The 12,956-nt window shown below is 61.4% G+C and carries 13 protein-coding genes; 6 read left to right on the forward strand and 7 right to left on the reverse strand.

Translation table 11 applies throughout. The features are described 5' to 3' along the window. Positions 1–37: 37 nt before the first annotated feature. A complete protein-coding gene (gene trpD, locus N5P29_RS11285; RefSeq protein ID WP_262275071.1) occupies positions 38–1,096 on the reverse strand; it encodes an anthranilate phosphoribosyltransferase in 1,059 nt (352 codons plus the stop codon). Between the two features lie 112 nt (positions 1,097–1,208). Between trpD and N5P29_RS11290 the strand changes: the two genes are divergently transcribed. From N5P29_RS11290 to N5P29_RS11305, 4 genes are all read left to right on the forward strand, one after another. Next, entirely contained in the window at positions 1,209–1,883 is a 675-nt protein-coding gene (locus N5P29_RS11290; protein ID WP_186313468.1) for an aa3-type cytochrome oxidase subunit III, read from the forward strand. Positions 1,884–1,970: 87 nt separating this feature from the next. Then, on the forward strand, positions 1,971–2,759 hold the full coding sequence (locus tag N5P29_RS11295) for a cytochrome bc1 complex diheme cytochrome c subunit (RefSeq protein ID WP_144658878.1): 789 nt from the start codon (positions 1,971–1,973) through the stop codon (positions 2,757–2,759). A gap of 96 nt (positions 2,760–2,855) precedes the next feature. Then, positions 2,856–3,926, forward strand: a complete 1,071-nt coding sequence (locus N5P29_RS11300; RefSeq protein WP_262275072.1) for a cytochrome bc1 complex Rieske iron-sulfur subunit — start codon at positions 2,856–2,858, stop codon at positions 3,924–3,926. Beyond that, positions 3,904–5,577 (forward strand): cytochrome bc1 complex cytochrome b subunit, encoded by a 1,674-nt coding sequence (locus N5P29_RS11305; protein WP_262275073.1) that lies wholly within the window; start codon positions 3,904–3,906, stop codon positions 5,575–5,577. Before N5P29_RS11300 ends, N5P29_RS11305 begins: the two co-directional genes overlap by 23 nt. A 135-nt stretch (positions 5,578–5,712) precedes the next feature. On the opposite strand, the gene N5P29_RS11310 is transcribed toward N5P29_RS11305, so the two are convergent. Continuing rightward, positions 5,713–6,501 (reverse strand): GntR family transcriptional regulator, encoded by a 789-nt coding sequence (locus N5P29_RS11310; RefSeq protein ID WP_262275074.1) that lies wholly within the window; start codon positions 6,499–6,501, stop codon positions 5,713–5,715. Positions 6,502–6,658: 157 nt separating this feature from the next. On the opposite strand from N5P29_RS11310, the gene N5P29_RS11315 reads away from it, so the two are divergent. Further along, complete coding sequence (locus N5P29_RS11315) at positions 6,659–6,952, forward strand: HPr family phosphocarrier protein (protein ID WP_262275075.1); 294 nt, start codon at positions 6,659–6,661, stop codon at positions 6,950–6,952. A gap of 111 nt (positions 6,953–7,063) precedes the next feature. Here the strand turns inward: N5P29_RS11315 and N5P29_RS11320 are convergent, their stop codons facing one another. From N5P29_RS11320 to N5P29_RS11340, 5 genes are all read right to left on the reverse strand, one after another. After that, complete coding sequence (locus N5P29_RS11320; protein WP_144658883.1) at positions 7,064–7,465, reverse strand: cytochrome c oxidase subunit 4; 402 nt, start codon at positions 7,463–7,465, stop codon at positions 7,064–7,066. Beyond that, a complete protein-coding gene (gene ctaD / locus N5P29_RS11325; RefSeq protein WP_018777684.1) occupies positions 7,462–9,183 on the reverse strand; it encodes an aa3-type cytochrome oxidase subunit I in 1,722 nt (573 codons plus the stop codon). Before ctaD ends, N5P29_RS11320 begins: the two co-directional genes overlap by 4 nt. Before the next feature lie 10 nt (positions 9,184–9,193). Beyond that, complete coding sequence (coxB, locus tag N5P29_RS11330; RefSeq protein ID WP_144658884.1) at positions 9,194–10,063, reverse strand: aa3-type cytochrome oxidase subunit II; 870 nt, start codon at positions 10,061–10,063, stop codon at positions 9,194–9,196. A gap of 184 nt (positions 10,064–10,247) precedes the next feature. Further along, a complete protein-coding gene (locus tag N5P29_RS11335) occupies positions 10,248–10,637 on the reverse strand; it encodes a HesB/IscA family protein (RefSeq protein ID WP_262275076.1) in 390 nt (129 codons plus the stop codon). Between the two features lie 161 nt (positions 10,638–10,798). After that, the gene (locus N5P29_RS11340) at positions 10,799–12,232 is read right to left on the reverse strand and encodes a dipeptidase (RefSeq protein ID WP_262275077.1); all 1,434 of its coding nucleotides are present in this window, start codon (positions 12,230–12,232) and stop codon (positions 10,799–10,801) included. A gap of 115 nt (positions 12,233–12,347) precedes the next feature. On the opposite strand from N5P29_RS11340, the gene N5P29_RS11345 reads away from it, so the two are divergent. Beyond that, positions 12,348–12,941 (forward strand): DUF3043 domain-containing protein, encoded by a 594-nt coding sequence (locus N5P29_RS11345; RefSeq protein WP_262275078.1) that lies wholly within the window; start codon positions 12,348–12,350, stop codon positions 12,939–12,941. Positions 12,942–12,956: the final 15 nt, after the last annotated feature.

The raw sequence follows: 12,956 nt of genomic DNA on the forward strand, positions 1-12,956 counted from the left end.
CGTCAGGGCGTCGTACCGGCGCGAGGCCTAAGCCTCGTCAGCTTTGGCTCAGGGCAATCCATTTCGCCAGCACTTCGGCGGCCTTGCCGGACTCAATTGACATCGTTGCCCTGTCGAACGCTGAGCGCATTCGTTCCAGCAGGCTACCCTCCGCCTGAAGATCGAAGGCCACCAAGCCGGCGGCTGCGTTAAGCAGCACGGCGTCCCTGACCGGGCCGCCCTTGCCGTCAAGTACTTCACGAACGACGCCGGCATTCACCGCGGCGTCACCGCCCCGAAGGTCCGCCACGGTGGACGGCTTGATCCCAAGTTCCGCAGGAGTAAAGACCTGCTCCGTCACGGAACCATCCCTGATCTCCCAAACAGTGGACGGCCCGGTAGGCGTCAACTCATCCAGTCCGTCGTCACCGCGGAATACGAGGCCACGGCTCCCCCGCCGGGCCAGGACTCCTGCAACAAGCGGCGCCATCCGCGCATTCGCCACGCCCACAGCCGATGCCTGCACGTGGGCAGGGTTGGTCATGGGCCCGAGGAAATTGAAGGCGGTAGGAACGGCAAGCTCGCGACGGGGAACAGCCGTGTGCCTGAAGGACGGGTGGAAAACCTGGGCGAAGCAGAACGTGATACCCGCCTCTTCAGCATTGCGCGCCACTTGCTCGATGGAAAGGTCCAGCCGAACCCCGAGCGCCTCCAGCACGTCCGCCGAACCGGACGTCGACGAGGCAGCCCTGTTTCCGTGTTTCACAACCTTGGCCCCGGCTCCGGCAGCAACAAGGGCCGCCATCGTCGAGATGTTGACGGTGTTGAGCCGGTCCCCACCGGTTCCGACAATGTCGAGCTTTTCGCCCGAGATGGAAATCGGGTTGGCGTGCTGGACCATGGCCTCAACCAATCCAGCAAGCTCTTCCACCGTTTCGCCCTTGGCACGGAGGGCTACAAGGAAACCGGCGATCTGCGATGGGGTTGCTTCACCGGACATGATCGTGTTCATGGCCCACTCTGTGTTGCCCACCGCAAGGTCGTCGCCGTTGATCAGTGCTGAAATGAGCCCTGGCCAGGTATTGCTGGCTGCAGGTGCCGATGCCGGAGAAGTCACTCCCTGATGCTATCGAGCCAGCCACGCCGATGACCAATGTGAACCACGCCGGGAACTTTTCCGCGCGATTTCGCGTCTTTGTAGAAAAAGTCTCCCGAATCGGTGGTTTGCATTGGGAACTCTGGACTTTTACAGACATAATGTCCTTGTGACATCTGCGACCCATGCCCCCAGTACCCCGGCGCACCCGACGCTGAACCGCCCCAACCTGGTTTCTGTTGGAACCGTTGTTTGGCTGTCCAGTGAGTTGATGTTCTTCGCCGGCCTCTTTGCCATGTACTTCACCCTTCGCTCCACATCAGGACTGATGTGGGCCGAAGAGACGGCCAAGCTCAACTTCCCGTTTGCGCTCGTCAACACCATCGTCCTGGTGGCAAGTTCCTTTACTTGCCAGATGGGCGTCTTTGCCGCCGAGCGGCTCGAACCCCGCCGCACCGGTGGGCTCTTCCAGTTCACCCGCTGGGGCATGACCGAATGGTTCACCCTCACGTTCATCATGGGTGCCTTCTTCGTAGCCGGCCAGACCACGGAATACGCCATGCTCGTCTCCGAGCACGTCTCCCTGTCCTCCAACGCCTACGGCTCCGCCTTCTACATGACCACGGGCTTCCACGGCCTTCACGTCATCGGCGGTCTGATCGCTTTCCTCTTCATCATCGGTCGTGCGTTTGCGGCCAAGAAGTTCGGACACTTTGAAGCGACGTCGGCAATCGTCACCTCGTACTACTGGCACTTCGTCGACGTCGTTTGGATTGGCCTCTTCCTGGTCATCTACGTCCTCAAGTAAGCCCGGCTTGACTCTTTTTCTACAAGAGGCAGAATTTCAAGAAGCGGCTCACGGAGCCGACGCAGGATCGAATAAAGGAACCACCACGTGAAGGCACTCTCGCAGAAGCGACGTCACCCATTGGCAGCAATTGCGCTGCTGCTGATGGGCCTCCTCCTCACTGGTGGGCTTTACGCCGTCGCCACATCTGTCAACCAGGCCAAGGCCGACACCACCAGCTACAGCGCCAGTGACGTAGAACAGGGCGGCAAGCTTTTCGCCGCCAACTGCGCCACCTGCCATGGCATGGGGGCCAGCGGAACCCAGGACGGCCCCTCGCTGGTCGGCGTGGGCGCTGCCGCGGTTGACTTCCAGGTTGGTACCGGTCGTATGCCCATGCAGATGAACGGCCCGCAGGCCCAGAAGAAGCCCGTCCAGTTCAATGAAGAGCAGACCAAGCAGCTCTCGGCCTATGTCGCATCCCTGGGTGCAGGTCCGGCCATTCCGGAAGAGCACCTGCTCGATGGAAAGGGTGACGCCGCGAAGGGTGGAGAACTCTTCCGCGTCAACTGCGCCATGTGCCACAACGCCGCCGCGGCCGGCGGTGCACTGACCCGGGGTAAGTTCGCTCCGGCCCTGGCAGATGTCACCTCGCAGCACATCTACGAGGCAATGGCTACCGGTCCCCAGAACATGCCCGTCTTCAACGACTCGAATGTCACCCCCGAAGACAAGCGCGACATCATCACCTTCCTGAAGACCATTGAAGCCAATGGTTCACCGGGTGGTGCGGACCTCGGATCCCTCGGCCCGGTCTCTGAAGGCCTGTTCGTTTGGGTTGCCGGTTTGGGTGTCATCATCGCCTTCACGATCTGGCTGACGTCACGCACGTCCTGATCGGGAACCAACAAAACTTCTGCTGCACAGTCAGCAGTTTGAAACTGAAAACAACTCGGCCCCGGTCGAGACAACGAGAGAAGGATGAGGCGAATTATGGGCAACCATAGTGACGGCAGTCCGAACCACTCGGGCACCGTAGCTACGGCTGGTCAGAATGAGGTGGAGAAGTTCCAGGATCCTGGTCTTCCTCCGCATCGTTTGCGCCTGGCTGACACGGACCCGGTAGCCGCAAAGCGCGCCGAGCGTCAGGTAGCCATTCTGTTTGGCACCTCCGTCATCGGAACGCTGGTCTTCCTGGTGGCGTACTTCGCCATCGACCTTGGCGACGACACCACCATTGCAACGATCCGCACGCAGAACCTCCTTCTGGGTCTCGGTACTGCCTTCGCAATGCTTGGTATCGGCACCGGCATCGTGCACTGGGCCAAGGCCCTGATGCCCGATCACGAAGTGTCCGAGGAACGCCACGCTATCCGCACCGAAGAGGACCGTCAGGCTGCAGTGCGCATCGTCGACGACATCGTCGAGGAGACCGGCATCAAGCGCCGTCCGCTGATCCGCAACACCCTTCTTGGTGCTGTCGCTTTGGCTCCCCTGCCTGCTCTCGCCATCTTCGGCGACCTGGGTCCGCGCCCGGACAAGGCACTTGCACACACGATGTGGGCTCCCGAGGGTGGCAAGCTCAAGCGCCTGACCCGTGACCCCGATGGCACCCCCATCAAGGCCTCGGATGTCACCATCGGATCGGCCTTCCACGTCATCCCCGAAGGCCTCAATGAACTCCACGAGGGCAAGCTGAACGAAAAGGCCAAGGCCGTTGTTCTCCTCATGCGCCTGGACCCCAACTCGCTGAACCCCTCCGCGGGCCGTGAAAACTGGAGCTACAACGGAATCGTTGCCTACTCCAAGATCTGCACGCACGTCGGTTGCCCCGTTGCTCTCTACGAGCAGCAGACCCACCACCTTCTGTGCCCCTGCCACCAGTCCACCTTTGACCTCACGCAGGAATGCAAGGTCATCTTCGGACCGGCCAGCCGTCCGCTTCCGCAGCTGCCCATCGCAGTTGACGCTGAGGGCTACCTCGTCGCTACCAGCGACTTCAGAGAACCTGTAGGACCGAGTTACTGGGAGCGTGACGAGCATGAGCGCCTCATCAACAGCTGAAGCCCCCTTCGTTCCGAAGACCAAAGTTGGTAGTTTCACCAACTTCGTAGACGAGCGTGTTGGCGGCTCCGGCATCCTGCGTGAGTTCGGCCGGAAGGTCTTCCCCGACCACTGGTCGTTCATGTTCGGTGAGGTGGCGCTGTACTCCTTCGTCATCCTGCTGATGTCGGGAACCTTCCTGACCTTCTTCTTCGACCCGTCCATGGCAGAAACCCACTACCAGGGTTCCTACACGCCGCTGTACAACGTCGAAATGTCTGTTGCCTACAACTCGTCGCTGAACATCTCCTTCGATGTCCGTGGCGGGCTGTTCATGCGCCAGGTGCACCACTGGGCAGCATTGCTGTTCGTGGCGTCCCTCGGTGTGCACATGCTGCGCGTCTTCTTCACGGGCGCCTTCCGCAAGCCCCGCGAAATGAACTGGGTTGTTGGTGGCGTGCTGCTGATCCTGGCCATGGCTGCCGGCTTCACCGGTTACTCCCTCCCCGATGACCTGCTCTCCGGCAACGGCCTGCGCATCATCGATGGCGTGATCAAGTCCATTCCGGTCATTGGTACCTACATCTCCTTCTTCCTCTTTGGTGGGGAGTTCCCAGGAACGGCCATCATCGGCCGTCTGTACGTACTGCACATCCTGCTTGTACCTGCACTGATCCTCCTGATGATCGTGATCCACTTGTTCATGGTGGTTGTGCACAAGCACACCCAGTACCCTGGCCCGGGCCGCAACGACGGCAACGTCGTCGGTTACCCCCTCGGTCCGGTGTATGCAGCCAAGGCCGGCGGCTTCTTCTTCATCGTGTTCGGTGTCCTGGCGCTCATGGCGGCAGCCTTCACCATCAACCCGATCTGGAACTACGGCCCCTACGACCCCTCCCCCGTTTCGGCAGGCACCCAGCCTGACTGGTACATCGGATTCGTGGATGGCGCACTCCGGCTCATGCCTGGCGTGGTGAACAACTTCCACTTCGAGTGGATCGTCTTCGGACACACGCTCACGCTGAACGTGCTTCTTCCGGCCCTGGTACCGGCAGGAATCATCTTCACCGTCCTGTTCACCTACCCGTGGATCGAACGCTGGGTCACCAAGGACAACCGGGAACACCACGTTCTCGACCGTCCCCGGAACGCCCCCACGCGTACGGCCATCGGCGTCGCAGGCTTCACCTGGTACTGCGTCATGTGGGCCGCTGCAGGTTCGGACCTCATCGCTACCCACTTCCACGTGTCCCTGAACGACGTGACGTACTGGCTGCGGACCCTGTTCTTCATCGGCCCGGTCATCGCCTTCATCGTCACCAAGCGCATCGCACTGGCCCTCCAGCGCAAGGACCGAGAGATTGCCCTCCACGGCCGCGAAACCGGACGCATCGTACGTCTCCCGCACGGTGAGTTCATTGAGGTCCACGCACCTTTGGACGAGTACAAGCGCTACAAGCTTGTCGGCTTCGAGTCGCCGGCTCCCCTGCCGGCACAGCCGAACGAGCATGGCGTAGTGACCCGTAAGGAAAAGCGCCGTGCAGCGCTGTCCCGCTGGTTCTTCGAAGACCGCGTTGCTCCGGCAACTCCCGCGGAACTCGAAGCAGCCCACTCGCATGGCCACCACGAGGCCATCGCAGCAAGCGACGAGCAGAAGAGCCTGAGCCACTAACAGCTCTGAACTCAACAAGAGAGGGGCCCAGTCCAAATGGACTGGGCCCCTCTCTTGTCTTGTGCTGTTCAGCCGCAAGGCCTGCCTGAACGAGGCGAATCGGACACGGCAACCCCAGGCCCTCCGAGAGCCGTGCTACTGCGTCCGGTACCCCGAGGCATAGTTCCGCGTTGGACGCACACCAGGGCGCTGCAGGGGAATCCAGAGCTTGTACCGGTCGGCACGGTAGTAGGACACCGAGTAGTCCACCATGGCCCGGGCGACGAATGCGTGCCGCTGTATCTTCAGCAGCGGGGAACCCACGTCGACGTTGAGCAGCCTGGCAGTCGATGGAGACGCTGCGGTGGCTTCGATCATGTCCTCCCCCCACTCCATGACCAGGCCGTACCGCTCGCTCAGGACGTTGTAGAGGGACGTGGGAGGCGCCTCGTCGAGAAGCCCGGGGACGCGGTGCGCCGGGATGAAGTTCTCATCCACGCTCATTGGCTCGTTATCGGCCAACAGAAGCCTCCGGAAGCGCACCAAGGGCGTTCCTTCGTCCAGCTGAAGTTCGCGTGCCAGAAAGGCACTGGCCGCAATCTGTTCGAAACTGAGGACTTTGGCAGCAGGCACCATGCCTCGACGCTGCATTTCCTCGCTGTACGACGTCAGCTTCACCTGCAGATCAAGCTTCGGCTTCTTTACGAACGTCCCCAAGCCCACGACGCGCTCAATGACTTCCTCTCCAACCAGGGCATCAATCGCCTGGCGGACCGTCATCCGGGCGAGCCCGAAACGCTCCGAGAGATCCCGCTCGGACGGCAGGGCCGACCCAGGCGGACAGGACTGTCCAATAAAAGTTCGCAGGATCTCACGGAGCTGGATGTAGATGGGCGTACTGCTGGAGCGGTCGATCTCGCCGGCAATATCAGCTGCGTCAGCCACGACAGTAGCCCGCCATGTAAGTCATGGTTCTAGGATAATTCAGGAACACCTCAGGTCTAGACCAGCGAGGACCCGAGTTGTTAGGCGTTGGGCGCTGGCCGCTACGCTTGTAAGGATCATTTTTCGGCGGGGTAACCGCCCTAGCAAAGGAGCTGGCTTGCCGCAGCACAAAGCATCGGTCGCCGCAGAGATCGGCCTGCACGCCCGGGCGGCGGCAGTCTTCGTACGCGCCGTCACGGAGACGGGGCTTCCGGTAACCATCCGAAAAGCTGACGGACATCCGGTCGACGCCCGCTCGCTGCTCGAAGTCATGACGGAAGACTTCGAACACGGCTGCGAGGTCTTCCTGGAGGTCGCTCCTGAGGCCCTGACGGACCAGCAAACCATCTCAGAGGCCAAGAATGCCTTGGCAGCCCTTTCCTCCGTCCTGGAGGCCCCAGAGGCCCACTGAACGGCCAACCGCGAATCCGGCGTCGGCCGGATTCACGAATCAGATCCTAAATGGAACAAAAAAGGATGGGCTCCACCTTTCGGTGGGGCCCATCCTTTTCGTACTGACTAACTAGTGGGCGTGGTCGCCGCGGCTGTACTCAAAGACCCAGCCAACGAGTGCGACAAGCGCCAGGCCACCGGCCACGTAGGTGACCCAGAAACCAACGGCCAGGCCGAGGAATCCGCCAGCGCAGGACAGACCGAGTACCAGGGGCCACCAGCTCCAGGGGCTGAAGTGTCCCTGCTCGCCTGCGCCTTCGTGGATCTCTGCATCAGGACGGTCCTCCGGGCGCATGCCGATGCGCTTGCCGGTGAAGCCAAGGTAGGCGCCGATCATGCCTGCGAGGCCACCGACCAGGAGGATGCCGAGAACGCCGACCCACTCCGACCATTCGGTGAGGAAGCCATAAGCGATGGCTACTGGCACGAAGAAGAAGACTCCGGCTCCGAAGAGCCACGATTCAATTTTCATTTGCTGACGTCCCTCTGGTCGGCGTTACCCAAGACTGCTGCTGCGGGTGACGGAGCCTCGGCGGTGTGCACCTGGGCCAACTCCGGGTGGTGGAGATCCAGGGCCGGGCGTTCGGAGCGGATACGGGGCAAGGAGGTGAAGTTGTGGCGCGGCGGCGGGCAAGAGGTTGCCCATTCCAGCGACGCACCAAAGCCCCACGGGTCATCCACTTCAACCTTCTTGTTGCTGCGCCACGTGATGTAGACGTTCCAGAAGAACGGCAGGAGTGAGGCACCCAGGACGAAGGAGGAGATGGTGGAGAACTGGTTCATCCACGTGAAGTTATCCTGCGGCATGTAGTCGGCGTAACGGCGCGGCATACCCTCAACACCGAGCCAGTGCTGGATAAGGAACGTGCCGTGGAAACCGAGGAACAGCAGCCAGAAGTGAATCTTTCCGAGTCGCTCGTTCAGCATCTTGCCGGTCCACTTGGGCCACCAGAAGTAGAAGCCCGCGAACATTGCGAACACGACCGTGCCGAACACGACGTAGTGGAAGTGCGCCACCACGAAGTAGGAGTCGGATACGTGGAAGTCCAGCGGCGGTGAAGCCAGGATGATGCCGGTCAAACCACCGAAGAGGAAGGTCACCAGGAAGCCGATGCTCCACAGCATGGGGGTCTCAAACGTGATGGATCCCTGCCACAGCGTACCGATCCAGTTGAAGAACTTCACGCCCGTCGGAACTGCGATCAACATAGTCATGAAGGCGAAGAACGGCAGCAGCACCGAGCCGGTGACGTACATGTGGTGGGCCCACACCGTCACGGACAGAGCGGCGATGGCAATGGTTGCATAAACCAGGCCCTTGTAACCGAAGATCGGCTTGCGGCTGAAGACCGGGAAGATCTCGGAGACGATGCCGAAGAACGGCAGGGCGATGATGTACACCTCGGGGTGGCCGAAGAACCAGAACAGGTGCTGCCAGAGGACGGCACCGCCGTTTTCGGGATCAAAGATGTGCGCACCGAAGCGGCGGTCGGCGCCAAGGGCAAACAGAGCTGCAGCCAGCGGCGGGAACGCCATGAGGACCAGGATTGCCGTCACCAGCGTGTTCCAGGTGAAGATCGGCATACGCCACATGGTCATGCCCGGGGCACGCATGCAGATGATGGTGGTGATGAAGTTGACGGCACCAAGGATGGTTCCGAAACCGGAGAGCGCAAGTCCGAAGACCCACAAGTCTCCACCGACGCCAGGGCTGAATGTCGTGTTCGACAACGGCGCGTAGGCGAACCAACCAAAGCTTGCCGCACCCTGCGGGGTGATGAAGCCGGAGACTGCAATGGTGGAGCCGAACAAGAAGAACCAGAAAGCCAAAGCGTTCAGGCGGGGGAACGCAACATCCGGTGCACCGATCTGCAACGGCATGATCACGTTGGCGAAGCCGGCGAACAGAGGCGTTGCGAACATCAGCAGCATCACGGTGCCGTGCATCGTGAACATCTGGTTGTACTGCTCTTTGGTCTGCAGGATCTGCATACCGGGTTCGAACAGTTCTGCACGGATCAGCAGCGCCATGACGCCACCGAGGCAGAAGAAAACGAACGACGCGATCAGGTACATGTACCCGATGGTCTTGTGGTCCGTGGAGGTGATCCAGTTGACGACGATGCGCCCCTTGGATTTAGGAACTACGGGAGCCTCGAGGGTCCCGGCGGATTGAGTGTAAGTAGCCACGTCGCTCCCCTTACTTTTCGTTCAGGTTCGGATTGCGGTCGTATTCCGCACCGAGCAGGCCCGTGTTGCCATCCTGGCGGAGCTTGTCCATGTGGGCCTTGAACTCAGACTCGGAGACAACCTTGACGCGGAAAAGCATTTCGGAGTGGTATTCACCGCAAAGTTCAGCACACTTGCCATCGAAGGTGCCTTCCTTCGTCGGGGTGAACCGGATGTAGTTGGTTTTGCCCGGGATCATGTCGCGCTTCTGGAGGAACGCGGGGACCCAGAACGAGTGGATGACATCGCGGGAGTTCAGTTCCAGGTCAACGGACTTGTTGACCGGCAAGTACAGCGTAGGGAGCAGTTCCTTGTCGACCTCGTTGCCGGTCAGGTGCGCCTGGACGCCGGCCTCGTGGAGGTCCTCGGTGATGACCTGGCCCTGCTTGTAGTTGAAGTCCCATGCCCACTGCTTGCCGCGGACATCAACGACGACGTCGGCCGGCTGTGAGCGGTCATCAATCGCGCGCTGGTCCTGGTCGGTGAAGTAGAAGAACACCAGAACCATGAACAGCGGAATGGTCAAGTAAAAGACCTCGAGCGGCAGGTTGTAGCTGAGCTGCTTGGGGAATCCCGTGGTGCCCTTGCGGCGACGGTAAGCAATGATGCACCAGACCAGGAGGCCCCACGTGATGATACCGACTGCCAAGGCGGCGATCCATGAGTTGACCCAGAGGTCCATGATCCGGTCAGTGTGGTTGGTGGTGCCGCGTTCTGTAGGCAGCCAACCCTTCTCTACCTCTGGTGAACATCCGGTCAAAACCAACGCGCCGGCGAGTGCCAAGCCAGTGATCGAGGTGATCTTTATGCGTCGGCTGCCGGTTCGGTTCTGCGAACTCACAGACGGCCCTTCCTCTTGTTGCTGTCTCCCGGCAGGCCGAAGGCTCACCGGGCACACTAAAAGTTTTACTACCCGATGTAGAGCTTACCGCTATCAGGCGGTTTTCGCGCACATGTCAGCGCCGTGGCTCCGGATGCGTTTAAAGCACCCCGCAAGTGGCGCCGACATGCGGCGATGGCTCACATCAGTGAAACGAATCACCGCAGGCGCAAGACCCGCCGGCGTTCGGGTTGTCAATGGTGAAGCCTTGCTTCGAAATGGTGTCCTCGAAGTCGATGCTTGCGCCGCTGAGGTAAGGGACACTCATCTTGTCCACGATGACCTCAACACCGTCGTAATCCCGCACAGCATCTCCGTCGAGTATCCGCTCGTCAAAGTAGAGCTGGTAGATCAAGCCGGAGCAGCCGCCAGGCTGGACTGCAACGCGCAGCCGAAGGTCGGTGCGCCCTTCCTGTTCGAGGAGGCTGCGGACCTTGCCTGCCGCCACGTCGGTCAGGTTGACCTCGTGCGTGGGCAGCTCGTCGTTGGCGACGACCTGTGTTCCGGTGCTGTTTTCGTTGGTTGCAGTGCTCATTGGCCTACCTTCTTATGAAGCTTCTGGCGGCGGCGCCGGGACGCTGCCTGCCCTTACCCAATTACATACGGGTTACAGCTAATGCTACGTCGCGCAGACGCTTAGCTATAACTCCTGACGTAACCACGGACAGCATTTCCTTGTTCCCGGCCGAACGGGTCCTAGGCGCCCAGCCCCTCGGCATTCAGACGCGCAAGCATCAGGGCTTCGGCCAGCACAGCATGGCGGAAGTCTCCGATATGCAGGGATTCGTTGGCGCTGTGGGCACGGGAGTCAGGGTCCTCCACACCTGTCACCAGGATCTGCACGTCAGGATACATTTCCGTGAGGTCCGCGATGAACGGGATGGAGCCGCCGATTCCCATCTCGACGGGCTTGACGCCCCACGACTCCTCCAAGGCCCACAAAGCCAACTTCGCGGCCCCGGAAGTCGTGTCGGTGGCAAAAGCGTTACCCCGCTCCCCCGGCGTAAAGGTCACCCTGGCACCGAAGGGTGCGTTCGATTCCACATGCTGCTTCAGGGCGTCCATGGCGGCTTCGGGGTCCTGACCCGGCGCGAGGCGCATGCTGAACTTCGCCCGGGCCGCGGGAATCAAGGTATTGGATGCGACATCCACCGCCGGGACGTCCATACCGATGATGGACAAGGCCGGCTTGGTCCACAGGCGCGAACCGATCGTGCCGCTCCCGGCGAGCCGCACGCCGTCGAGCACTGACGCATCCGCGCGGTAGTCCGCCTCGGTGAGGTCGACCGCAACGTCGTCGCGGGCCGCCAAGCCGGCGACCGCCACGTTGCCGTCGTCGTCGTGGAGAGTCGCTATCAAGCGCGACAAGAGCGTGGGAGCATCCAGGACCGGTCCGCCAAACATCCCCGAGTGGACAGCGTGGTCCAAAACCCGGACTTCGAACGTTCCATCCACCAAGCCACGCAGGCTGGTGGTCAGAGCCGGGACGCCCACCTTCCAGTTGCTCGAGTCGGCAACGACGATCACATCTGCCCGCAGCAGCTCCTGGTGTTCCTCAAGGAAGGTGCGGAACGTCGGCGAGCCGGCTTCCTCCTCACCTTCGAAGAAGAAGGTCACACCGAGACCGAGGTCCTCGCCGAGGACCTTGCTGACAGCACTGTACGCTGCCAGGTGCGCCATGATGCCGGCCTTGTCGTCAGCGGCTCCGCGACCGTAAAGGCGTCCATCCCGCTCCTCTGCCACGAACGGTTCGGACTTCCACAGGGCCCGGTCCCCCGGCGGCTGTACATCGTGGTGGGCGTACAAAAGGATGGTGGGTTTTCCTCCCGCCGCTGGTCGACGGGCGACGACGGCGGGACCACCGGGGGTCCCGTCGGCTTTGTCGCACCTGAGGATCCGGACGTCGGTCATGCCGGCAGCCTTGACCAGCGACGACACGGCCTCGGCGCTTCGATCCAGTTCCTTGGGGTCGAAGCTCGGCCATGCAATGCCTGGAATCGAGACGAGCCCGCGCAGGGAATCCATGGTGGAGTCGAAGGACTCTTCAACCGCCCTGGCCAGTGCCTCGACCGGGATGTCGCCGGAGTACTGTTGCTTGTTCTGCGGGGTGTCCGCATGTGCTGAAGTCATGGCCCACACTTTACCTCCGGCCGGCCGGCCATCCCGGGATGCCCGACCGGGCACCGAAGAGCCATCGACCGGGACGACGTAACCTGCGCCACCTCGCTGAGGGTATTCTGTATGGGTGTTCGGACGTAAAAAGGAAGAGCCCAGCGCTCAGTCAACAGTAGACCAGGCCTACGCCACCGCCCCGGCGCCGGGCGCCGGCAAGGGCACCCCTACGCCCAAGCGGAAGGACCAGGAAGCCGCCCGGAAGCGCCCCCTGGTGCCCACCGACCGCAAGGCCTCGAAAGCGGCAGAACGGGTGGCTATCCAGGATCAGCGCATGAAGATGCGGCAGGCATTGGATACCGGTGATGAGAAGTACCTCCCCTTGCGCGACAAGGGCCCCCAGAAGCGGTACGTACGCGACTACGTCGACGCCCGCTTCAGCCTGGGCGAATATCTGATGTTCGGCGCTTTGCTGTTCGTGGTCATTTCCTTGATCATTCCGCCGACCAGCGCCGGTATCAGCTACGTCCTGGTGGGCTTCTGGATCATGTTCCTCGCTGTCTTCGTGGACGTTTTCATTCTTTCCCGCAAGCTTCGCAAGCAGTTGACTGCGAAGTTCGGCGAGGTCGAGCGGGGATCAGTCTGGTACGGCTGCATGCGCGCCCTCCAGTTCCGCAAGCTTCGCCTCCCCAAGCCACAGGTGAAGCGCGGCCAGTACCCGGCCTAGAGCCCCATTGACAAG

The sequence above is a fragment of the Paenarthrobacter sp. JL.01a genome, from assembly GCF_025452095.1.
GTDB lineage: Bacteria > Actinomycetota > Actinomycetes > Actinomycetales > Micrococcaceae > Arthrobacter.